The sequence below is a fragment of the Pantoea sp. Morm genome, from assembly GCF_016643525.1.
GTDB classification, from domain to species: domain Bacteria; phylum Pseudomonadota; class Gammaproteobacteria; order Enterobacterales; family Enterobacteriaceae; genus Pantoea; species Pantoea dispersa.
In genome coordinates this window covers 14,201-35,116 of sequence record NZ_VOQX01000054.1, presented here as the reverse complement: position 1 = coordinate 35,116, position 20,916 = coordinate 14,201, and the positions used below count along the sequence as shown (strand labels likewise).

The window sequence follows — 20,916 nt, the reverse complement described above, 5'->3', positions numbered from 1 at the left end:
GCAGTTTGTCGCCGTGGCAGGGCTGTTCCGCCATCCGGATAGAGTTAACAACACCTGGAAGCTGGTGATAGGGCGTGAAGACCTTGACCCGGATAAGCCGCGCATTCTGGAAGCCGGTAACAACCATCTGACGCTGCAACCGCTCAAGGACGACTGATGCCCCAGGGACATAACACACCTTCGCTGTATGAAATGCTCACCGGCAACTTCACCGGCGGCCTGGCCCTCGATCAGGTCAGCGAACAAAATCAGGTGATTTTGTCCGTACTCGACAATATGCAGCGCATCCTCAACTGTCGCGCCGGCACGCTGGCGCATCTGCCGGACTATGGTCTGCCCGATATGACCAAAATCCTGCAGGGCATGCCGGGCACTGCCCATGAGCTGATTGGCACCCTGTCTGCTGTTCTGCTCAGGTATGAGCCGCGCCTGAAAAGCATCAGAGTGGTGCTGCTGGAGCAGGCGCAGCCCGGCGAATTGCGCTACGCGATTGATGCGGAACTGAAGGGACTCGGTCTGGTGCGATACGGCACTGAATTTATGCCGGAAGGGCGCGTTCTGTTGCGGCATCTCCGGCAGCAACAATATCTTGATGGTAAAGCGCAAATCTAAGCGGCATTATTACGAACAAGGCTGAATAATAAAATAACATATGGATTTGAATATGAAGAAATTGATACCGCTGTTGGTTTTTAGCTTATTAGTGACTCTGCAGGCTGAAGCGGCCAGAGGCAGAAAACCCTGTTCTGGTGCAAAGGGTGGTATTGCACACTGTACCTCAGATGGACGTTTTGTTTGTAATGACGGAAGTCTGAGTCAGTCGAAGAAATTTTGCTCCAGGTATGATTCGTCAGAAAGCACGCAGCAGGCAAAATCACCGCTCAGCAGCGGCAAAACGCAGACCAAAAAGATCGCCACATCAAAGAAACAGCCACAGCCGATGGTTCAGCCTCAGGATCAGAACGATTTGCAACCACGAAAACCGACCTGCGCTCCGCTTTATATGGCCAGCCAACCCGGCTACACGCATTTACCTATTTGCGTCGGTAATCAATATTAATTAAGGCGGGTAAGGGGGGGCGGTAAAGAAATATTTGCATCGTTCATCGCTCAGAACAGGCAAAAAACCAGACTGCATAATTAATTATCCTCCCACGCTGTAGATACCTCACAGGGACAATAAGTCATGAATGACATGCCTGCCCGTCGGATTAAAACCGGCAGCGACCCGCGTAAGCTGCCGGATTATTCTGCTCTGCGTGAAGAGCTGAGCAAATTGACCCATCCGGCACGGCCAGATATAGACTGGTTTTACGTTGAACAACACTGCCTTTCTCTGTTCGAACAAAACGGAGTGGAGTTGCAGACCGCGGCCTGGTACACGCTTGCCCGCCTGCAGCTGGCTGGTTTGGTCGGATTGAATGAAGGTCTGGCGCTAGTGGAAGCGCTGGTGAGTCATCAGTGGAGTGTGCTGTGGCCGCAACCGATCCACGCGCGCATGGACATTCTCACCAGCCTGAGCCAGCGCGTGCAGCAGCAGATGCGCACCCTTTCCCTGAATTATGACGATCTGAGTCAGCTTTATCGTGCTGAACAACTGCTTACCCGTATCGGAACAGTGTTACAGCGGCTGGAGCTTAAACACCTTAGCCAGCTTGATACGTTGCGTGCTCTAATGCACAACAGTGCCGCCAGGCTGGAAAGCCGTGACGGTACGACCAGCGACATCTTGCCCGGCACCACGATAGATAACGGGGCGATATCCGCACACCCGCATGAAACGAAAACTCCGCATAGCGCCAGATGGGTGTATGTCGCGCAGCAGCAACATCAGCCAAAGATAAAGGTGCAGACAGCGGCGCTGTACCGTAGTAATAAGTGGCAATTTTTCAGTGCCGGGATGTTTACCATGCTGCTTATCAGCGTGGTCGCGGTGGGCGGCTGGCAATATCTGCACCGGCCCGATCCGCTGCAGGCTCAGCTGGTGGCATCGCTGGGTCCTGTGCCCGCCACACTCACGCCACAGCAGCGGGATGTGCTGCGGCAGCGGACGTCCATACCATCAGCCTTGGTCGCCGACACGCAGCAGCAGTTATCTCGCCTGGAGCAACTCGCGCCCGACTGGAATATTGCGTATGGCCAGCAGCTGGTGGAGCAGGCGCAGGCGCTGTGGCCGGAACAGGCGGGTTCTTTATCAGCACGGTGGCTGCATCAGCTTGAGGCCAGCACGTTGCCAGCGCAAAACCTTGCGGCCTGGCATCAGGGGATGATGAAGCTGGCGCAGTTAAGCGAGCGTCTGAATGGACTGGATGAGCAAAAAGGCAAATACATCACAGTGAGTGAGCTGAAGTCCTCGGTATTTGGCATGATGACCCGTTTTCAGCAGGCTGAGCCCATTGAGGAACAATTGCGGCAAATTCACTCGCTACCAGCCAGTGCGCCCCAGCGGCAACAGCTTATCCGCCAGCTTGAACAGCACCTGCGATCGCAGATTTACACCTTGTGGCAGATGAAAAACAGCATTGGGGTGGCAGAGGGAGAGGACCAATAAACGAAGCGGTAAACCAAAGCAGAAGAGCTGTTACTGGTGTCCCCTGCAGGAATCGAACCTGCAACTAGCCCTTAGGAGGGGCTCGTTATATCCATTTAACTAAGGAGACGTGCGGCGCGCAGTATAGCGCACCGTGCAGGGGATTTTAACCGTGGGCCGCCTGTTTGCTCAAAGTGTCAGCAATCAGGCGGTGGCGATCACGCTTTTTCCTGATCTTTCTGCTTTTCCTGCCTCTCTTTACGCTTCTGTTCGGCTCGCGCTTTGGCTTTGGCCGCTTCGCTCATGTCGTTACGGATCTGCGCGTGACTGATCAGGGCAAAAATCAGCGTACCGCCGGTGATGTTGCCCAGCAGGGTGGGCAGTGCAAACGGCCACAAAAACTCCTGCCACGGCAGCGTGCCGGCAAACACCAGATACAGCACTTCAACCGATCCGACCACAATGTGTGCCAGATCGCCCAGCGCCACCAGCCAGGTCATCATCACGATCACCACAATTTTGGCGCCGCCAGCGTAAGGAAACATCCACACCATGGTGGCGATGATCCACCCCGAAATCACTGCGTTGGCAAACATTTCGCCCGGCGTGTGCTCCATCACTTTCTCGCTGATGGCGGTGAAGGCCTGGCGCGTAGCGTCATCGAAAATCGGCATATGATTAAACGCCAGCGCCCCAAGCGCGGTACCAATCAAATTGCCGATCAGCACCACGCTCCACAGCCGCAGTAGCAGCATAAAATTGCCGCCGGTGGGTTTATGCATCACCGGCAGCACGGCGGTGACGGTATTCTCAGTAAACAGCTGCTGGCGCGCCATAATCACGATGACAAAACCAAAGGTGTAGCCGAGATTCTCCAACAGATAGGCGCCGGGCACGCCAGCGAGGTGCACCTGGAAAATGCCTTTCGCCATCAGCGAGGCGCCCATCGATAAGCCGGCGGCAATCGCTGACCACAGCAGCGCCATACCGTCGCGCTCCAGCTCCTTTTCACCGTCCTGCCGAATCTCTTCATGGATCGCCGCAGCCCGCGAGGGCAGGGCGTCTTCGTCCACTTCAATATCCGTGCCCTGTTCTTTTTCTTCACTGTCCACGTCATTGTCATGCGTGTTATTTGATGGCGATGGCTTCATTTTTTCTCCCGGTGATAATGCCAGTGCGTAATAAGCGTAGACGCTTTTAGCAAGGGCGAAATGTTACAAAGATTCAAATTAAGAGTAACAAGAGATTAGCAAAGGTGCTTTTTTGAGCGCTTTCTTGATCTGATGCGCATGAATACCCCATTTGGGGGAAGGGGGAGCTTGCGCACAGACTTCGGCCCCTGGTTTGAGTGTGGTATTATTCCCGCCTCATTTATTGCTATGAATCTCCCTTCTATGCTCGAAGTGATTAATCTCGCCTGCGTTCGCGATGAGCGAACCCTGTTCCACGGACTGAGTTTTCAGGTGCAGGCGGGCGATGTGGTGCAAATCGAAGGCCCCAACGGCGCAGGCAAAACTTCACTGTTGCGACTGCTGGCGGGGTTAAGCCGGCCAGAGCAGGGCGAAGTACGCTGGCAACAGCAGTCTATTCGCCGGCAGCGCGAAATATGGCAGCAAAACCTGTTGTATCTCGGCCATCTTCCGGGCGTGAAATCGGTGCTGTCGCCGCGGGAGAATCTGCATTTCTGGCACGGCGATCGCAGCGAAGACACGCTGTATGACGCGCTGGAGCAGGTCAATCTGCTGGGCTATGAAGAGGTGCCGGTGGCTCAGCTTTCTGCCGGGCAGCAGCGGCGCGTGGCGCTGGCGCGACTGTGGCTCAGCCCGGCTCCGGTGTGGATTCTGGATGAGCCGCTGACCGCTATCGACAAACACGGCGTGGAAAAATTAATGGCGCGCTTCGCCGATCATGCCGATAACGGTGGCGTGGTGATCCTGACGACCCATCAGGACCTGCCGGACAGCCATGCGCGCGTGCGCAAAATTCGTTTTACATCGGAGTGGGCGTGATGCTTGGCCGGGTTATTCAGCGTGAGTTAAAGATTGCCTTTCGCAGCGGCGCGGAAGTGGTTAATCCGCTGTGGTTTTTTCTGATCGTGATTACGCTGTTTCCACTAGGCATTGGCCCTGAGCCGCAGCAGCTGGCGCGCATCGCGCCCGGCGTCGCCTGGGTGGCGGCGCTGCTGGCATCGCTATTGGCGCTGGAGCGGCTGTTTCGCGACGACTTTCTCGATGGCTCGCTGGAGCAGTTGCTGTTGCTGCCGACGCCGCTGCCGATCACCGTGCTGGGCAAGGTGATTGCGCACTGGCTGATTACCGGGCTGCCGCTGATTTTACTCTCGCCGCTGGCGGCGCTGCTGCTGTCGCTGGATTTTGCAGGCTGGCGGGCAATGGCGCTGACGCTGCTGATCGGCACGCCAACCCTGAGTTTTCTCGGTGCGATTGGCACCGGCCTGACCGTCGGGCTGCGGCGCGGCGGCGTATTGCTGAGTTTACTGGTGTTGCCGCTGTCGATACCGGTACTGATTTTTGCCAGCGCGGCGATTGATGCGGCCGGTCAGGGGTTACCGATCGGCGGTTATCTGGCGATCCTCGGCGCCATGCTGGCGGTCAGCGCCACGCTGTCGCCGTTTGCGACCGCCGCCGCGCTGCGCATCAGTCTGCATTAAGGCGGGCCTCCGGCAGAGAGGCCGCCATCCGAATTCTTATTTAGTGTGAGCAATGTCAATGTGGAAATGGTTACACCAGTGGGCAAAGCCTGAGCGGCTTTACCAGCTATGCGGTCGCTTGATTCCCTGGTTCGCAATCCTGGGCGTCGGTGCGTTGCTGCTCGGCTGGATTTGGGGATTCGGCTTTGCGCCGGCGGATTATCAGCAGGGCAACAGCTTCCGCATCATGTACATTCACGTGCCGGCGGCGATGTGGTCGATGGGCGTCTATGCCTCGATGGCCATCGCCGCCTTCATCGGCCTGGTGTGGCAGATGAAAATGGCCGATCTGGCGGCTGCGGCGATGGCGCCGATTGGTGCGGTGTTTACCTTTATCGCACTGGTGACCGGCTCGGCGTGGGGCAAGCCGATGTGGGGCACCTGGTGGATTTGGGATGCGCGTCTGACTTCTGAACTGGTGCTGCTGTTCCTCTATATGGGCGTGATTGCGCTCTATCACTCTTTCGACGATCGCCGCACCGCCGGACGCGCGGCCGGCATCCTGATTCTGGTCGGCGTAGTTAACCTGCCGATTATTCACTTCTCCGTGCAGTGGTGGAACACGCTGCATCAGGGCTCGTCAGGCATTCTGCAACAGGCGATCGATCCCAGCATGCGCACGCCGCTGCGCTGGTCGATTCTCGGCTATCTGCTGGTGTTTGGTGCGCTCACCCTGATGCGTCTGCGTAATCTGATTCTGTTTACCGAGCGTCACCGCCCGTGGGCGATTGACGTGGCGCAGGGAGGACGCAAAGCATGACGCCTGCCTTCTCATCGTGGAGCGAGTTTTTCGCCATGGGCGGCTATGCCTTTTACGTCTGGCTGGCCGTGTGTTTTACGCTGATTCCGCTAATCGGTCTGGTGCTGCACACCGTGTTGTTCCGTCGCCGCCTGCTGGCAGAGATTCGCCAGCGTCAGTCCCGCGAGCGCCGCATCCGCGCGGCAAAAGCTAAACAAGCTGCCAGTGAAGCAGCAGGAGAGTCCGTGTGAATATCCGTCGTCGTAACCGCCTGTATGTGGTGGTGGCGGTGCTGGTGGGCTTAGGCCTTGCCACGTCGCTGGTGATGTACGCGCTGCGTTCCAACATCGACCTGTTCTACACCCCGAGTGAAATTCTCTACGGCAAAGGTGAGGATCACCAGAAGCCGGAGGCCGGACAGCGCCTGCGCGTCGGCGGCATGGTGATGCCCGGTAGCGTCAAACGCGATCCGAAAACGCTGGCGGTGTCGTTCAAACTGTATGATGCCAACGGCGTAGTCAGCGTCAGCTACGAAGGCATTCTGCCGGATCTGTTCCGTGAAGGGCAGGGCGTGGTGGCGCAGGGCGTGCTGGAAGACGGCAATCTGGTCAACGCCAAAGAGGTGCTGGCGAAGCACGATGAGAAGTACACGCCGCCGGAAATTCAGGACGCAATGAAGAAGAATCATAACGGACCGGCAGCGGCCTATCAGCAGGCGGGTACGCAATCATGATGCCGGAAATTGGCAGCTTTCTGCTGTGTCTGGCGCTGGGCTTAGCGCTGTTATTGAGTATTTATCCGCTGTGGGGCGCGGCGCGTCAGGATGGCCGGCTGATGGCGCTGGCGCGTCCGCTCACCTGGGGCATGTTCCTGTGCATCGCCGCCGCGTTCCTCGTGCTGGTGCACGCGTTTGTGGTCAACGATTTTACCGTCGGCTACGTTGCCACCAACTCCAATTCGCTGCTGCCGGTGTATTACCGCATCGCCGCCACCTGGGGCGCGCATGAAGGATCGCTGCTGCTGTGGGTGCTGCTGCTCAGCACCTGGACATTAGCGGTGGCGATTTTCAGCCGCGGCATGCCGCAGGATGCGCTGGCGCGCGTGCTGGCGGTGATGGGGATGATCAACCTCGGCTTCCTGTTGTTCATCATCCTCACCTCGAATCCGTTTACCCGCACGCTGCCGAACTTTCCGATTGATGGGCGCGACCTCAACCCGATGCTGCAGGATATCGGGCTGATCTTCCATCCGCCGCTGCTCTATATGGGCTATGTTGGCTTCTCGGTGGCGTTTGCCTTTGCCATTGCGTCGCTGATGGCTGGCCGGCTGGATACCGCCTGGGCGCGCTGGTCACGTCCGTGGACCACCGCGGCATGGGTATTTCTGACTATTGGTATCGTGCTCGGTTCCGCGTGGGCGTATTACGAACTCGGCTGGGGCGGCTGGTGGTTCTGGGATCCGGTCGAAAACGCCTCCTTTATGCCGTGGCTGGCCGGTACTGCGCTGATGCACTCATTGGCGGTGACAGAAAAGCGCGGCAGCTTTAAGTCATGGACGGTGCTGCTGGCGATTACCGCGTTCTCATTAAGCCTGCTGGGTACCTTCCTGGTGCGTTCCGGCGTGCTGGTGTCGGTGCACTCGTTCGCCTCGGATCCGGCGCGCGGTATGTTTATCCTCGCCTTCCTGGTGATTGTCATTGGCAGTTCGCTGCTGCTGTACGCCCTGAAAGGGGGCCAGGTGCGTAGCCGCGTGCAAAGCGAAGCCTGGTCGCGCGAATCCTTTCTGCTCGGCAACAACGTGCTGCTGATTGCCGCAATGCTGGTGGTGCTGCTCGGTACGCTGCTGCCGCTGGTGCATAAACAGCTCGGGCTGGGCAGCATTTCGGTTGGCGAGCCGTTCTTCAATACCATGTTCACCTGGCTGATGGCGCCGTTCGCGCTGATGCTCGGCATCGGGCCGCTGGTGCGCTGGCGCCGTGATGAGCCGCAAAAGCTGTGGAAGCGGCTCGGCGTGGGGCTGCTGGTGACGCTGATTTTGTCGATCGTGCTGCCGTGGCTGCTGCAGGATCGCATCGAAGCGATGACGGTGATTGGCCTGCTGATGGCCATCTGGGTGATCCTGCTGACGCTGATGGAGCTGCACGAACGCGCTACCCATCGGCATCGTTTTCTGGCGGGATTGCGCCATCTGTCGCGCAGCCACTGGGGCATGGTGCTGGGCCATCTTGGCGTGGCGGTGACGGTGGTGGGCATTGCCTTCAGCACCCAATACAGCGTTGAGCGTGACGTGCGCATGAAGGCCGGCGACAGCGTGGATATCCACAACTATCACTTTATTTTCCGTGACGTGCACAATCTGCAGGGCCCCAACTACAGCGGCGGCGTGGCGATTATCGATATCACACGCAACGGTAAGCCAGAAGCGGTGCTGCATGCAGAGAAGCGCTTCTATACCGCAGCGCGCACCATGATGACGGAAGCGGCGATCAGCGGCGGCTTCACGCGCGATCTCTACGCGGCGCTGGGCGAAGAGCTGGATGACGGTTCCTGGGCGGTGCGTATTTATTACAAACCCTTTGTGCGCTGGATCTGGTTCGGCGGCGTGTTTATGGCGGTGGGCGGCCTGCTGTGCCTGCTCGATCCGCGCTATCGCTCGCGCAAAAAAGCACAGCGCGAGGAACTGGCATGAATAAAAAGATCCTGTTTATTCCTTTAGTCCTGTTTCTGCTGCTGGCGGCGGCGCTGCTGTGGCAGCTGACGCGCAACGCCAGCGGTGACGATCCTACGCGCCTCGAATCGGCGCTGATCGGTAAACCGGTGCCGGTGTTTAAACTCGAAGCGCTGGATCAGCCAGGTAAAATCTATAACCAGCAGGTGCTGACCGATGGCAAACCGCTGCTGCTGAATGTCTGGGCCACCTGGTGTCCGACCTGCCGCGCCGAACATCAATATCTCAACACGCTGGCGGAGCAGGGCATTCGCGTGGTTGGCCTCAATTACAAAGACGACCGCAGCAAAGCCGTCACCTGGCTTAACACGCTCGGCAATCCGTATGCGCTGAGCCTGTATGACGGCGACGGCATGCTCGGTCTGGATCTCGGCGTCTACGGCGCGCCGGAGACCTTCCTGATCGACGGCCACGGCATTATCCGTTACCGCCACGCCGGCGACATGAACGACCGGGTGTGGAATGAAGAGCTGAAGCCGCTGTGGCAGAAATACAGCAAGGAGGCCGGCGTATGAAGCAACTGCTTATGTTGCTCGCGGGTCTGCTGCTGAGCACCAGCCTGTGGGCCGCAATCGATACTTATCAGTTCGATTCGGTCCAGCAGGAGGAGCAGTATCGCGAGCTAACCGCATCGCTGCGCTGCCCGAAGTGCCAGAACAACAGTATTGCCGACTCCAACGCGATGATTGCCGCCGACATGCGGCTAAAAGTGTATGAGCTGATGAAGCAGGGCCAGAGCCGCCAGCAGATCATTGATTACATGGTGGCGCGTTATGGCAACTTCGTCACTTATGAACCGCCGGTGACGCCGTCGACGCTGATTCTGTGGGTTGGGCCGGCGCTGTTTGTGGTGCTCGGCGGGCTGATTATTATTCTGCGCAGCCGACGCGGCAACGCGCGCAGCGAGCTGGATGACGATGAACAACAGCGCCTTGCGGCGATTCTGAAGCGTGACGGGAAGCCGTAATGACTGGATTCTGGATTACCCTGATTATTTTACTGGCGGCGGCGACGGCACTGTTTGTCGGTGCCGGCTGGCGGCAGCGTCAGGCCAGCAGCGGCGATCGCGATCGCCTGAACACCGATTTTTATCAGCAGCGCCTGCGCGAGCTGGAGCATGATGAAGCCGAGGGCGTGGTCAGTGAGCGTCCGGAGATGGTGCGCGAACTGCAGCAAACGCTGCTGACCGACGTGCCGGGCGACACGGCGGCACGCGCGCATCACAGCAGCCGCTGGGTACTGCTGCCGGGCGTGATCGTGCTGGTGCTGGTGTCGGTGGGCGTCTATCTGAAAACCGGTGGCCTCGCCCAGCTGGCGGGCTGGCAGAGCGTGCAGCAGGAGTACCCGGCGCTGCGCGCCCGGGTGATGGATCCCAATGCGCAGCCGCTGACCATGGAAGAGCTGGCGCGTCTGCAGCTCGGCCTGCGCACCTCGCTGCAAAACGATCCGCAAAACCTCAATGACTGGGCGATGCTGGGTCGCCTCGGCATGGTGCTGAACAACGCCACCGATGCCAGCCAGGCCTTTGAGCACGCTTTGCAGCTGGCGCCGGACAACCTTGAACTGCAGCAGGATTATGCCGAAGTGCTGACGCGCTCCAGCGATCCGCAGGATAACCGCCAGGCCAATATGCTGCTGAAAGACCTGCTGAAGCGCGACCACAGCAACGTGCGCACCCTCAGTCTGCTGGCGTTCAATGCCTTTGAGCAGCAGCAGTATGGCGAAGCGATTGGCGCTTGGCAGGTGATGCTGAAGCTGCTGCCGGCCGGCGATCGACGCATTACCATGATAGAGCGCAGCATTGAACAAGCGAAAACCGACGCGGGACAGCAAAATAGCCAGCTGGCATTGACGGTGAGCTTAACGCCAGAGGCAGAAAAAATGTTACCGCCGGGCGGAGTGTTGTATATTTCTGTGTCTGACGGTGTTTCACCGGTGCCTGTGGCTGTAAAGCGTTTACCGCTCAGCCACTTCCCGCTATCGCTTACGCTGGATGACAGCAACGCCATGATGCCGGATCGCCTGCTTTCGGCGCAGCATCAGGTGCAGGTCAGGGTGCGCATTTCGCGCGATGGTAGTGCTAATCCGCAGTCCGGCGACTGGTTTGGTTTAAGCGCGGTCACCCCCTGGGATGGTCACCAGCCGATGGCTGTTGAGGTCAATCAGCAGCAGCCCTGAAGCGATACACCTTTTATCTGCACAGGGAGAGAAGAATGAATAATCGCCTGACCGGCCTGGCGCTGGCCAGTTTACTGCTGGTGGGATGTGCCAGTTCCAAACCGGCCGACGAGACGACGCCTGCGCAGCGCAGCGATCCGCTCGAAGGGTTCAACCGCACGATGTTTAACTTCAACTACAACGTGCTGGATCCCTATGTGGTGCGTCCGGTGGCGGTTGCCTGGCGTGATTACGTGCCGGTGCCGGCCCGTACCGGGCTGAGCAACTTCCTCGGTAACCTTGATGAACCGGCCAGCATGGTAAACTCGATTCTGGTCGGCGAGCCGCGTCAGGCGGGCATTCACTTTACCCGTTTCTTCCTGAATACCGTGCTCGGCCTTGGCGGTTTCATCGACGTCGCCGGCAAAGCTAATCCCCAGCTGGCGCGTGAAGTGCCGCACCACTTTGGCAGCACGCTGGGCCGTTATGGCGTTGGCTACGGTCCGTACGTGGTGCTGCCAGGTTACGGCAGCTTTACCGTGCGTCAGGATGGCGGCGACTACGTCGATACGCTTTATCCGGTGCTGAGCTGGCTCACCTGGCCGATGTCGATCGGTAAATGGACGCTGGAAGGGGTGGAAACGCGCGCGCAGCTGCTTGATTCCGATGGCCTGCTCCGACAGCAGCAGGATCCGTACGCCTTTATCCGCAACGCCTATTTCCAGCGTAACGATTTCCTCGCCAGCGGCGGCAAGCTGAAGCCGGAGGAGAACCCGAACGCCAGCGCGATTCAGGACGATTTAAAAGATATCGACTCCCAGTAAATGACAACGGCGACCAACAGGTCGCCGTTTTGTTTTCAGCTGGCGACCCGCATGGGCCGCTGTACTGATTATCAGAACTTGTAGTTAAAGTTAGCGCCGTACAGCCAGGCCTTACCTTCGGAATTAAAGGTATAAGGACCTTCTTTCACCGTCACGTGCTGACCGTGCATATAGGAAACCCCTACATCCACCGACGCATCCGGCGTGAAGGCGTAAGACGCACCGGCGCTCAGCCACAGGCGATCCTGATCCGGAATCGAGATGGAGCGTTTATCCGCCGGCACCGGGCTGTCATCAAACGCGATACCGGTACGGAACGTCCAGTTATCGTCGTAGTTGTAAGTGGTACCTAACGCGATGCGATATGCATCACGGTAGCCTTCATCTTTATAGAACAGCGTCTGGCCGTTGCTGCCGGTGGCTTTCAGCTCCTGGAACTGGCTCCAGCTGGTATAGGCGAGGCTGTAGTGCACCGCCCACTGTGGCGCCACTTTATGCCAGCCGGACACTTCCCACATTTCCGGCAGGTTCAGCGTCAGCGAACCCGGAATGGTGGCGCCGCTGGTACCATACGGCAGACCCAGCGCAATCGCCTGCGGCGTGCCGTTGAAGGCGCGCGGGATATTGCTCTTATAGTCGCCGTCGAAATCGATCTTCACTTTGGAACGATAGGTGAAGCCGAAGCGGTTGTTTTTATCCACTTCATACAGGATACCGGCGTTCCAGCCGTAGCCCCATTCGTCACCTTTCAGGTGCGCGACCTGGGTATCGGCCGGCAGACCGGCGCGGGCACCGGCTTCACCGGCGTAGCGCTCAATTTTCGCTTTGGCGTACACCGCGTCAAAGCCGACGCCGAAGCTGAAGTTATCATTTAACCGATAAGCGGTGCTGAGGTTGAAGTTGCCGGTCATCAGATCGGTTTTGCCACCGAAGCCGCCCGCGGTGTAGCCGTTATTAAATTCGGTGGCCAGACCGTAGTTCGAGGTGGCCGAGGCGCCAATCCACCACTGATCGTTAATCGGATGCACATAATGGATGTTCGGGATCCACTGGTTTGGCGCAATATTGCTGGCGTTGAGGCTGTTGCCGGTCGGGCTGTTACCGCTGATATCCACTTCCGGGTCGATATAGACGGCACCGATAGAGAAAGAAGGGCGGTCCATCAGGGCCATGGTGGCTGGGTTACGGCTGGCAGAGGCGGCGGTATCACCCATGGCGCCTTCACCGGAATAGGCGCGGCCCAGGCCGATTGCTGAGAATTCGTTAAGTTGAAAGCCTGCGGCGTAGACGTGAGAAGAGACGAGCGCCACTGCAGCTGCCACAGCTGACTTTGCAAACAGGTTCTTATGGTTCATGACCACAACCTCATCTAAATTATTATTAAACGTAGTTACGTCGCGTAACAAAGGACGGCGGATTGTAGGGACTGACGATACAGACACATATCAGACCAGTGCGACGAGTATAGGTCCGACCTGTGTATTTGTTGCAATATTGTTTTTAAAATATTTCTGCTTTGATCGATAAAATCAGATCTGCTTAACAAAATCCTTGCGGTTCTGCTCCAGCATAGCGAGTCAAATTTGTTTTGGATCAAATTTTAGTGTGATATTCGTCACTTAGCGGGCGGAAGATAGCCGCGACGTGGCATCCGGCGTACACTTTGCAGCAGAAAATGATCCGATAGTGTTGATTTATCGTCAGGAGAAAAACATGACTGATGCCATTAGAAACTGTAGTGCGAACGAAACGGCAGCCTGCTGCTGCGTTGACGTAGGCACCGTGATGGACAATACCGATTGCAGCGCCAGCTGGTCAGGCGTGTTCGCTGACCGTCAGGCGGCAGAAGCAATGCTGGCCGAGCTGAGCGCCAAAGCGCGCCAGGTGGAGTCCGATCCGTGCGAGATTCATTCGCGCTTTACCAACGAAGCAGACGGCGTGCGCCTGGACGTCGATTTCACCTTTGCCTGCCAGGCCGAAACCCTGATTTTCCAGCTCGGCTTACGTTAATCCCGCCGCTGCCGACCCGCTTTTTCGGCAGCGTTGCCTCTTTTTCGTGTTACTCCTCGCACTTTTTTTCTCCTGTTATTGGCGACTTAGCAACACCTGGTTAACACTGATGATCAGGTCAGACCTGTTGGGCAATGATGCTCAGGTCGTAAATTACAGGTGAGTGCAATGAGCAAAGCGCAGCCGCTGCTGACGCGTCAGGGCGAACGTATCGCCATTACCCACGGATTACGCACCCCGTTTGCCCGCCAGGCAAGCGACTTTCACGGCATTCCGGCGCTGGAGCTGGGGCGCATGGTGGTCAGCGAATTAATGGCGCGCAGCGAATTGCCGGTGGAGGTGATCGATCAGCTGGTGTTCGGCCAGGTGGTGCAGATGCCGGAAGCCCCCAATATCGCGCGTGAAATCGTGCTGAGCAGCGGACTGAGCGTGCACACTGATGCCTACAGCGTGAGCCGCGCCTGCGCCACCAGCTTTCAGGCGGTGGCCAACGTGGCGGAAAGCCTGATGGCCGGGACCATCGATGCAGGTATTGCCGGTGGCGCTGACTCCTCCTCGGTGCTGCCGATTGGCGTCAGCAAAACGCTGGCGCGCGCGCTGGTTGATCTCAACAAAGCCCGCACCCTGAGCAAAAAATTACACATCTTACGCCGCCTGCGCCCACGCGATCTGTTGCCGGTGCCGCCGGCGGTGGCGGAATACTCCACCGGCTTACGCATGGGCGACACCGCCGAGCAGATGGCCAAAACGCACGGTATTACGCGTGAGCAGCAGGACGCACTGGCGCTGCGCTCGCACCAGCGTGCCGCGCAGGCCTGGCAATCCGGCGTGCTGGCACAGGAAGTGATGCCGGCGTTTGTGCCGCCGTGGAAAGCACCGATTGAGCAGGACAACAACATTCGCTTTAACGCCAGTGCGGCGGATTATGCAAAGCTGCGTCCGGCGTTTGACCGTCGCCACGGCTCGGTCACCGCGGCCAACAGCACGCCGCTGACCGATGGCGCGGCGGCGCTGATTCTGATGCGCGAAGGGCGCGCGCGTGAGCTGGGCATTACACCGCTCGGTTACCTGCGCAGCTATGCGTTTGCCGCGATTGATGTCTGGCAGGACATGTTGCTCGGACCGGCTTACGCATCACCGCTGGCGCTGGATCGCGCCGGCATTAACCTCGGCGATCTGACGCTGATCGACATGCATGAAGCCTTTGCCGCGCAGACGCTGGCCAACCTCAGGCTGTTTAACGATGAACGCTTTGCGCGCGAGGTGCTGAAGCGCGATCGCGCGCTGGGCGAAGTCGACGAGACGCGTTTCAACGTGCTGGGCGGTTCCATCGCCTACGGTCATCCGTTCGCCGCCACCGGCGCGCGCATGATCACGCAAACGCTGCATGAGCTGCGGCGGCGCGGCGGCGGCTTAGGGCTGGTGACCGCCTGTGCCGCTGGCGGATTAGGCAGCGCGATGGTTCTGGAGGCCGAATAATGAGCGAATCTGCATTCCATTTACAGATGCGTCCGGATCACGTTGCGGTGATCACCATTGATGTGCCGGGCGAAAAGATGAACACCCTGAAAGCGGAGTTTGTGCCGCAAATCCGCGCGGTGCTGGCGGAGGCGCGCAGCGATGCGCAGCTGGCGGGCATCGTGCTGATTTCGGGCAAACGCGACAACTTTGTCGCCGGTGCGGACATCAGCATGATCGCCCGTTGTGAAACGGCGCAGCAGGCTGAAGCGCTGGCGCGGCAGGGACAGGAAGTGATGGCGGAGATCGCCGCGCTGCCGTTCCCGGTGGTCGCCGCCATTCATGGAGCCTGTCTTGGCGGCGGGCTGGAGCTGGCGCTGGCCTGCGATGCGCGCATCTGCTCGCTGGATGAGAAAACCCGTCTCGGCCTGCCGGAGGTGCAGCTCGGCCTGTTGCCCGGTTCCGGCGGCACCCAGCGGTTGCCGCGTCTGATTGGTGTGCAGCAGGCGCTGCCGCTGATCCTCAGCGGCAAACAGCTGCGCGCTAAGCAGGCGCTAAAGCTTGGTCTGGTGGATGATGCGGTGCCGCAGGCGATTCTGCTGGCAACCGCCGTGGCACGTGTCCATAAAGGAAAGCACGCCGCACGCAGCCTGTCGCGCCGCGATCGCCTGCTGCAGGGGCCGCTGGCGCGTCCGCTGCTGTTTACGCTGGCCAAACGCCAGACCGACGGTAAAACCCACGGTAACTATCCGGCCACCGACCGCATTTTGCAGGTGGTACGCATCGGGCTGGAGCAGGGCAGCGCCGCCGGTCACGCCGCGGAAGCGCGCGCGTTTGGCGAGCTGGCGATGACCGCGCAGTCGGCCGCGCTGCGCAGCCTGTTTTTTGCGTCCACCGCCCTGAAGAAAGAGCCGATGGCGGATGCGCCGCCGCGCCCGCTGCAGCAGATTGGCGTGCTGGGCGGCGGGCTGATGGGCGGTGGGATTGCCAGCGTCACCGCGCTGAAAGCCGGTCTGCCGGTGCGAATCCGCGATATCAACCTGAACGGCGTTAACCACGCGCTGCAGTACAGCTGGGATTTGCTGAGCAAAAAGGTAAAACGGCGCCAGCTCAAGCCGGCGGAACGCCAGCAGCAGATGGCGCGCATCAGCGGCGGCACCGATTATCAGGGCTTCCGCCAGCGCGATCTGGTGATCGAAGCGGTGTTTGAGGATCTGGCGCTGAAGCAGCAAATGGTGGCCGAGATTGAAGAACACTGTCAGTCGCATACCATCTTTGCGTCTAACACCTCCTCGCTGCCGATTGCGCAGATCGCCGCCGGCGCGCAGCGCCCGGAGAATGTTATCGGTCTGCACTTCTTCAGCCCGGTAGACAAGATGCCGCTGGTCGAGGTGATTCCGCATAGCGGCACCTCAGCACAGACGCTGGCCACCACGGTGGATCTGGCGCGTCGTCAGGGCAAAACCGCCGTGGTGGTGGCTGACCGTCCCGGCTTTTATGTTAACCGCATTCTCGCGCCCTATATAAATGAAGCCATGCGCTGTCTGCTGGAGGGCGAGCCCATTGAACACATTGATAGCGCACTGGTGAAATTTGGTTTCCCGGTCGGCCCTCTGCAGCTGCTGGATGAAGTCGGTATTGATGTCGGCAGCAAAATCAGCCCGATTCTCGAACAGGCCTACGGTTCACGCTTCAGCGCGCCGCAGGCGGTGAGCGCTATCCTGGCCGACGATCGCAAAGGGCGCAAAAACCAGAAAGGTTTTTATGATTATCAGCGCACGCGCTGGCCGCGCAAACGTCAGGCCGATGCCAGTCTGTACCGCCTGCTGCAGTTAAAACCCCAGGCGAAACAGAGCGAGCAGCAGATCGCCACGCGCTGTGTGATGCTGATGCTTAACGAGGCGGTACGTTGTCTCGACGAAGCGGTGATCCGCAGTGCCCGCGACGGCGACATCGCGGCAGTGTTTGGCATCGGGTTTCCGCCGTTTCTCGGCGGGCCGTTTCGCTATATTGACCAGCGCGGCGCGGCCGAGATCGTCAATACATTACGTACATTAATGCAGCAATACGGCGAGCGTTTTACGCCCTGTGACGCGTTAGTGGCAATGTCAGAAGGGAAAACGAATTTTTACACTTCTGCACATTCATGAATAGCCGCACGGATTCAGCGGGTTAGAATCGGGGCCGCGCAGTGCCTGGCGCGGCACCATTCTGAGATGTGCTTATTTAATAAACAACCGGTTGACTATACTCAAGCCATTGGGGTAAAACACAGCGTTCATTCGCAGAATGACGCGTCTGGTGCTGTGGTACCCGGCGATATCGACAAACAACAGCGGTGCTTTATGCAAGTTTTTATCATGCGTCACGGCGACGCAGCTCTGGAAGCAGCGAGTGATGCGGTTCGTCCTCTCACCCTGTGTGGCTGCGACGAATCACGTCAGATGGCGAGCTGGCTGAATGGTCAGACGCCGGGAATCGATAAGGTGCTGGTCAGCCCTTATCTGCGCGCCGGGCAAACGCTCGCCACGGTACGTGAAGCGCTGAAACTGCCGGAAGGGCAGGAAGTGCTGCCAGAACTGACGCCAGGTGGCGATCCGGGCATGGTCGCCTGCCATTTACAGGCGCTGGCGGTGCAGGGTGCGCACGCGGTGCTGGTGATTTCGCATCTGCCGCTGGTCGGCTATCTGGTTTCCGAACTCTGCCCGCAGGAAGCGCCACCGATGTTCGCCACCTCCGCCATTGCCTGCGTGGAGTTTGATGCCGACGCCTGTGAAGGCAAGCTGGCGTGGCAGGTGAGTCCGGCCAAATTAGCCAAAGCCATGTAATTCCCCTTCATACTTCAGGCTGCAGCTGCGTTGGCTGCGTCAATTCACCCCAGTCACTTACTCACATAAGCTCCTGGGGATTCATTTCCTTGCCGCCTTGCTGCAACCTGAATTATTTTGGGGAATAATAGAGATCACTTTATTTCCCACTCGCAGTCCCTTTGCCGGTCAGGGTAATTCCGGCGGCTGCCACTCTTCGACTTCAATCAATACCAGCAGCGCGGCGTCGCCGCCAAACAGTTTGGGTGCCTGGTGAAACGCCATCACGTGCGGATGCTGTGCCAGCCACAGCGGGGTTTGCTGCTTGAGAATGTGCTTGCCGTGGCCGGTCATCACGCTGGCACAGAAAATATGCTCGCGGCGGCAGGCGGCAATCAGCGCGCCGAGTTCCTGTTTCGCCTGAAGCTGGGTTAACCCGTGCAGATCGAGAAAAATCTCTGGCGTGTAATCGCCACGCCGTAATTTTTTCAGCTCGTAATGGCTGACGTCGGCGCGTACATAGCGCGTCGGCCCGTCGCTGGAGAGCAGGGGCTGAAACTCGTCGGAGAAATAATGGCTGTTATCGGCCTGCTCAGACAGCAGCCGCTTCAGCGGCACTTCACGGCTTTTCGCTGCCGGTTTGTGCACGATCGTATCCTGTTTCAGCTGGCGCGTACCGCTCATTAGCTGGCGGAACAGCGCCTGGTCGTCCTGGCTTAGCGGCGTCTTTTTACTCATGTCTTAGTGAATCATCAGAAATGGCGGGTGTCTGGCCGTTACCTTACCGCTAAGCGTCAACAAATGTCAGCTTTTTCACCTCGCTGCGCTGAATTCTGCCCGGCTTCATGGCACACTATCGGCCGATTGATTTTATGGCCTGCGGAGGGCTACGTGGACAAGATTTTCGTCGATGAGGCAGTGAACGAACTGCACACCATTCAGGATATGCTGCGCTGGGCAGTAAGCCGCTTTTCGGCGGCGGGCATCTGGTACGGCCACGGCACGGACAATCCCTGGGACGAAGCGGTCCAACTGGTGCTGCCGACGCTGTGGCTGCCGCTGGATATTCCGGAAGACATGCGCCACGCGCGCCTGACCGCCAGCGAACGTCACCGCATCGTGGAACGCGTAATCCGTCGCGTTAACGAGCGCATTCCGGTGGCCTACCTCACCAACAAAGCCTGGTTCTGCGGCCATGAATTCTATGTCGATGAGCGCGTGCTGGTGCCGCGTTCACCGATTGGCGAGCTGATCGAAAACCGCTTTGCCGGCCTGATCGACGGCGCGCCGCGCCATATTCTCGACATGTGCACCGGCAGCGGCTGCATCGCCATCGCCTGTGCGTACGCCTTCCCGGAAGCGGAAGTGGATGCCGTGGATATCTCCACCGACGCGCTGGCCGTGGCTGAACAGAATATTGAAGAGCACGGGCTGCTGCATCACGTCACGCCGATTCGCGCCGATCTGTTCCGCAATCTGCCGCAGGTTAAATATGATCTGATCGTCACCAATCCGCCCTACGTCGATGCCGAAGACATGGACGACCTGCCGAACGAATATCGCCACGAGCCGGAGCTCGGTCTGGCCGCGGGCAGCGACGGCCTGAAGCTGGTGCGCCGCATCCTGGCCTGCGCGCCGGACTACCTCAGTGAGCAGGGCGTGCTGATTTGCGAAGTTGGTAACAGCATGGTGCACATGATGGAGCAGTATCCGGACGTGCCCTTTACCTGGCTGGAGTTTGATAACGGCGGTGACGGCGTGTTCATGCTGACGCGCGATCAAATCGTCGCAGCGCAGTCGCACTTCTCATTCTATAAAGACTAAAAATCGGGGCGAGCGCTCGCCCGCAACATCGCAACAAGGAACCCCCATGGCCGGAAACAGCATCGGACAACTTTTTCGCGTTACCACCTTTGGCGAGTCGCACGGTATTGCGCTTGGCTGCATTGTTGATGGTGTGCCGCCCGGCATCCCGCTGACCGAAGCCGATATTCAGCACGATCTTGACCGCCGTCGTCCCGGCACTTCGCGCTATACCACCCAGCGCCGCGAGCCGGATCAGGTGAAGATTTTGTCCGGCGTGTTTGAAGGCGTCACCACCGGCACCTCCATCGGTCTGCTGATTGAAAACACCGACCAGCGTTCGCAGGATTACAGCGCGATTAAAGATCTGTTCCGTCCCGGCCATGCGGATTACACCTACGAACAGAAATATGGCCTGCGCGACTATCGCGGCGGCGGCCGCTCCTCGGCCCGCGAAACCGCCATGCGCGTGGCGGCCGGTGCCATTGCTAAAAAGTATCTGCATATGAAGCACGGCATCGTGGTGCGCGGTTATCTGGCGCAAATTGGCGACATCGCCTGCGAGCTGAAAGACTGGAGTATCGTGGAAGATAACCCGTTTTTCTGCCCCGATGCCGACCAACTCGATGCGCTGGACGAACTGATGCGCGCGCTGAAAAAAGAGGGTGACTCCATCGGTGCCAAAGTCACGGTGATGGCCGAAAACGTGCCGCCGGGCCTCGGTGAGCCAGTGTTCGATCGCCTTGACGCCGATCTGGCGCACGCGCTGATGAGCATCAACGCGGTGAAAGGCGTGGAGATCGGTGATGGTTTCGCGGTAATCAACCAGCGCGGTAGTCAGCACCGTGATGAAATCCGCAGCAATGGTTTTCAAAGCAACCATGCCGGCGGCATTCTCGGCGGGATCAGCAGCGGTCAGACCATCAGCGCCAACCTGGCGATGAAGCCCACTTCCAGCATCACCGTGCCGGGCAACACCATCACCCGCGACGGCGCGGAAGTGGAGATGATCACCAAAGGCCGTCACGATCCCTGTGTTGGCATCCGCGCGGTCCCGATCGCGGAAGCGATGATGGCGATTGTGCTGATGGATCACCTGCTGCGCCAGCGTGGGCAGAACGCTGACGTTAACAGCAGCGTCCCGCGCTGGTAAG

Annotated in this window: 22 protein-coding genes, 1 tRNA gene and 1 pseudogene; 20 read left to right on the top strand and 4 right to left on the bottom strand. The window is 58.9% G+C overall.

The features are described from left to right. The 4 genes and pseudogenes from FT726_RS17825 to FT726_RS17810 all read left to right on the top strand — a co-directional run. Nucleotides 1-157: pseudogene (locus FT726_RS17825) on the top strand (type VI secretion system lipoprotein TssJ); the annotation flags it as partial. Beyond that, entirely contained in the window at nucleotides 157-612 is a 456-nt protein-coding gene (gene tssE, locus FT726_RS17820) for a type VI secretion system baseplate subunit TssE (RefSeq protein WP_059009093.1), read from the top strand. The pseudogene FT726_RS17825 and the gene tssE, both read left to right, overlap by 1 nt. Before the next feature lie 52 nt (nucleotides 613-664). Then, entirely contained in the window at nucleotides 665-1,060 is a 396-nt protein-coding gene (locus FT726_RS17815) for a hypothetical protein (RefSeq protein WP_072209962.1), read from the top strand. Nucleotides 1,061-1,186: 126 nt separating this feature from the next. Then, the gene (locus FT726_RS17810) at nucleotides 1,187-2,551 is read left to right on the top strand and encodes a VasL domain-containing protein (RefSeq protein ID WP_346303161.1); all 1,365 of its coding nucleotides are present in this window, start codon (nucleotides 1,187-1,189) and stop codon (nucleotides 2,549-2,551) included. Nucleotides 2,552-2,585: 34 nt separating this feature from the next. On the opposite strand, the gene FT726_RS17805 is transcribed toward FT726_RS17810, so the two are convergent. Further along, nucleotides 2,586-2,660: transfer RNA gene (locus FT726_RS17805), tRNA-Arg, on the bottom strand. A gap of 88 nt (nucleotides 2,661-2,748) precedes the next feature. Continuing rightward, a complete protein-coding gene (locus FT726_RS17800) occupies nucleotides 2,749-3,681 on the bottom strand; it encodes a formate/nitrite transporter family protein (protein ID WP_058775841.1) in 933 nt (310 codons plus the stop codon). A 243-nt stretch (nucleotides 3,682-3,924) separates the two neighbouring features. On the opposite strand from FT726_RS17800, the gene ccmA reads away from it, so the two are divergent. Genes ccmA through mlaA form a run of 10 tightly spaced genes read left to right on the top strand, consistent with a single transcriptional unit; the run spans nucleotide 3,925 to nucleotide 11,684 of the window. After that, nucleotides 3,925-4,539 carry a cytochrome c biogenesis heme-transporting ATPase CcmA gene (gene ccmA / locus FT726_RS17795; protein WP_346303160.1) on the top strand — a complete coding sequence of 205 codons (615 nt, stop codon included), beginning with the start codon at nucleotides 3,925-3,927 and terminating at the stop codon, nucleotides 4,537-4,539. Beyond that, entirely contained in the window at nucleotides 4,539-5,198 is a 660-nt protein-coding gene (gene ccmB / locus FT726_RS17790; RefSeq protein WP_058758454.1) for a heme exporter protein CcmB, read from the top strand. Before ccmA ends, ccmB begins: the two co-directional genes overlap by 1 nt. A 58-nt stretch (nucleotides 5,199-5,256) precedes the next feature. Further along, nucleotides 5,257-5,997 carry a heme ABC transporter permease gene (locus FT726_RS17785; RefSeq protein WP_058769875.1) on the top strand — a complete coding sequence of 247 codons (741 nt, stop codon included), beginning with the start codon at nucleotides 5,257-5,259 and terminating at the stop codon, nucleotides 5,995-5,997. Further along, complete coding sequence (gene ccmD, locus FT726_RS17780) at nucleotides 5,994-6,227, top strand: heme exporter protein CcmD (RefSeq protein WP_031280028.1); 234 nt, start codon at nucleotides 5,994-5,996, stop codon at nucleotides 6,225-6,227. Before FT726_RS17785 ends, ccmD begins: the two co-directional genes overlap by 4 nt. Then, nucleotides 6,224-6,709: a cytochrome c maturation protein CcmE gene (gene ccmE, locus FT726_RS17775; protein WP_021509145.1), complete on the top strand. Its 486-nt coding sequence runs from the start codon at nucleotides 6,224-6,226 to the stop codon at nucleotides 6,707-6,709. The genes ccmD and ccmE overlap by 4 nt, the downstream gene beginning before the upstream one ends. Further along, entirely contained in the window at nucleotides 6,706-8,664 is a 1,959-nt protein-coding gene (locus tag FT726_RS17770) for a heme lyase CcmF/NrfE family subunit (protein ID WP_288422095.1), read from the top strand. Before ccmE ends, FT726_RS17770 begins: the two co-directional genes overlap by 4 nt. Next, nucleotides 8,661-9,218 carry a DsbE family thiol:disulfide interchange protein gene (locus FT726_RS17765; protein WP_021509147.1) on the top strand — a complete coding sequence of 186 codons (558 nt, stop codon included), beginning with the start codon at nucleotides 8,661-8,663 and terminating at the stop codon, nucleotides 9,216-9,218. The genes FT726_RS17770 and FT726_RS17765 overlap by 4 nt, the downstream gene beginning before the upstream one ends. Beyond that, nucleotides 9,215-9,670 (top strand): cytochrome c-type biogenesis protein, encoded by a 456-nt coding sequence (locus FT726_RS17760; protein ID WP_021509148.1) that lies wholly within the window; start codon nucleotides 9,215-9,217, stop codon nucleotides 9,668-9,670. Before FT726_RS17765 ends, FT726_RS17760 begins: the two co-directional genes overlap by 4 nt. Next, the gene (gene ccmI / locus FT726_RS17755; RefSeq protein WP_150058712.1) at nucleotides 9,670-10,881 is read left to right on the top strand and encodes a c-type cytochrome biogenesis protein CcmI; all 1,212 of its coding nucleotides are present in this window, start codon (nucleotides 9,670-9,672) and stop codon (nucleotides 10,879-10,881) included. Before FT726_RS17760 ends, ccmI begins: the two co-directional genes overlap by 1 nt. Before the next feature lie 35 nt (nucleotides 10,882-10,916). Continuing rightward, the gene (mlaA, locus tag FT726_RS17750) at nucleotides 10,917-11,684 is read left to right on the top strand and encodes a phospholipid-binding lipoprotein MlaA (RefSeq protein WP_021509150.1); all 768 of its coding nucleotides are present in this window, start codon (nucleotides 10,917-10,919) and stop codon (nucleotides 11,682-11,684) included. A 71-nt stretch (nucleotides 11,685-11,755) separates the two neighbouring features. On the opposite strand, the gene fadL is transcribed toward mlaA, so the two are convergent. After that, on the bottom strand, nucleotides 11,756-13,039 hold the full coding sequence (gene fadL / locus FT726_RS17745) for a long-chain fatty acid transporter FadL (RefSeq protein ID WP_021509151.1): 1,284 nt from the start codon (nucleotides 13,037-13,039) through the stop codon (nucleotides 11,756-11,758). 358 nt (nucleotides 13,040-13,397) lie between these two features. Between fadL and FT726_RS17740 the strand changes: the two genes are divergently transcribed. The 4 genes from FT726_RS17740 to sixA all read left to right on the top strand — a co-directional run bounded on the left by FT726_RS17740 (nucleotide 13,398) and on the right by sixA (nucleotide 17,980). Continuing rightward, nucleotides 13,398-13,694 (top strand): YfcZ/YiiS family protein, encoded by a 297-nt coding sequence (locus tag FT726_RS17740; RefSeq protein ID WP_185749257.1) that lies wholly within the window; start codon nucleotides 13,398-13,400, stop codon nucleotides 13,692-13,694. 168 nt (nucleotides 13,695-13,862) lie between these two features. Next, entirely contained in the window at nucleotides 13,863-15,173 is a 1,311-nt protein-coding gene (gene fadI / locus FT726_RS17735) for an acetyl-CoA C-acyltransferase FadI (RefSeq protein ID WP_150361567.1), read from the top strand. Continuing rightward, nucleotides 15,173-17,302 carry a fatty acid oxidation complex subunit alpha FadJ gene (gene fadJ, locus FT726_RS17730; protein WP_346303159.1) on the top strand — a complete coding sequence of 710 codons (2,130 nt, stop codon included), beginning with the start codon at nucleotides 15,173-15,175 and terminating at the stop codon, nucleotides 17,300-17,302. The genes fadI and fadJ overlap by 1 nt, the downstream gene beginning before the upstream one ends. 195 nt (nucleotides 17,303-17,497) lie before the next feature. Next, entirely contained in the window at nucleotides 17,498-17,980 is a 483-nt protein-coding gene (gene sixA / locus FT726_RS17725; protein WP_021509155.1) for a phosphohistidine phosphatase SixA, read from the top strand. A 168-nt stretch (nucleotides 17,981-18,148) separates the two neighbouring features. Here sixA and smrB read toward each other — a convergent pair whose 3' ends face one another. Next, entirely contained in the window at nucleotides 18,149-18,697 is a 549-nt protein-coding gene (gene smrB / locus FT726_RS17720; protein WP_159378563.1) for an endonuclease SmrB, read from the bottom strand. A 153-nt stretch (nucleotides 18,698-18,850) separates the two neighbouring features. Here smrB and prmB point away from each other — a divergent pair, with 153 nt between their 5' ends. Beyond that, the gene (gene prmB / locus FT726_RS17715; protein ID WP_021509157.1) at nucleotides 18,851-19,783 is read left to right on the top strand and encodes a 50S ribosomal protein L3 N(5)-glutamine methyltransferase; all 933 of its coding nucleotides are present in this window, start codon (nucleotides 18,851-18,853) and stop codon (nucleotides 19,781-19,783) included. 46 nt (nucleotides 19,784-19,829) lie between these two features. Beyond that, a complete protein-coding gene (gene aroC / locus FT726_RS17710; RefSeq protein WP_282996255.1) occupies nucleotides 19,830-20,915 on the top strand; it encodes a chorismate synthase in 1,086 nt (361 codons plus the stop codon). Nucleotide 20,916: the final 1 nt, after the last annotated feature.

Bases quoted from the DNA above. Each gene is read 5' to 3' on its own strand.
- tssE (WP_059009093.1), top strand. From the start codon at position 157: ATGCCCCAGGGACATAACACACCTTCGCTGTATGAAATGCTCACCGGC.
- FT726_RS17815 (WP_072209962.1), top strand. From the start codon at position 665: ATGAAGAAATTGATACCGCTGTTGGTTTTTAGCTTATTAGTGACTCTG.
- FT726_RS17810 (WP_346303161.1), top strand. From the start codon at position 1,187: ATGAATGACATGCCTGCCCGTCGGATTAAAACCGGCAGCGACCCGCGT.
- FT726_RS17800 (WP_058775841.1), bottom strand. From the start codon at position 3,681: ATGAAGCCATCGCCATCAAATAACACGCATGACAATGACGTGGACAGT.
- ccmA (WP_346303160.1), top strand. From the start codon at position 3,925: ATGCTCGAAGTGATTAATCTCGCCTGCGTTCGCGATGAGCGAACCCTG.
- ccmB (WP_058758454.1), top strand. From the start codon at position 4,539: ATGCTTGGCCGGGTTATTCAGCGTGAGTTAAAGATTGCCTTTCGCAGC.
- FT726_RS17785 (WP_058769875.1), top strand. From the start codon at position 5,257: ATGTGGAAATGGTTACACCAGTGGGCAAAGCCTGAGCGGCTTTACCAG.
- ccmD (WP_031280028.1), top strand. From the start codon at position 5,994: ATGACGCCTGCCTTCTCATCGTGGAGCGAGTTTTTCGCCATGGGCGGC.
- FT726_RS17770 (WP_288422095.1), top strand. From the start codon at position 6,706: ATGATGCCGGAAATTGGCAGCTTTCTGCTGTGTCTGGCGCTGGGCTTA.
- FT726_RS17765 (WP_021509147.1), top strand. From the start codon at position 8,661: ATGAATAAAAAGATCCTGTTTATTCCTTTAGTCCTGTTTCTGCTGCTG.
- FT726_RS17760 (WP_021509148.1), top strand. From the start codon at position 9,215: ATGAAGCAACTGCTTATGTTGCTCGCGGGTCTGCTGCTGAGCACCAGC.
- ccmI (WP_150058712.1), top strand. From the start codon at position 9,670: ATGACTGGATTCTGGATTACCCTGATTATTTTACTGGCGGCGGCGACG.
- mlaA (WP_021509150.1), top strand. From the start codon at position 10,917: ATGAATAATCGCCTGACCGGCCTGGCGCTGGCCAGTTTACTGCTGGTG.
- fadL (WP_021509151.1), bottom strand. From the start codon at position 13,039: ATGAACCATAAGAACCTGTTTGCAAAGTCAGCTGTGGCAGCTGCAGTG.
- FT726_RS17740 (WP_185749257.1), top strand. From the start codon at position 13,398: ATGACTGATGCCATTAGAAACTGTAGTGCGAACGAAACGGCAGCCTGC.
- fadI (WP_150361567.1), top strand. From the start codon at position 13,863: ATGAGCAAAGCGCAGCCGCTGCTGACGCGTCAGGGCGAACGTATCGCC.
- fadJ (WP_346303159.1), top strand. From the start codon at position 15,173: ATGAGCGAATCTGCATTCCATTTACAGATGCGTCCGGATCACGTTGCG.
- sixA (WP_021509155.1), top strand. From the start codon at position 17,498: ATGCAAGTTTTTATCATGCGTCACGGCGACGCAGCTCTGGAAGCAGCG.
- smrB (WP_159378563.1), bottom strand. From the start codon at position 18,697: ATGAGTAAAAAGACGCCGCTAAGCCAGGACGACCAGGCGCTGTTCCGC.
- aroC (WP_282996255.1), top strand. From the start codon at position 19,830: ATGGCCGGAAACAGCATCGGACAACTTTTTCGCGTTACCACCTTTGGC.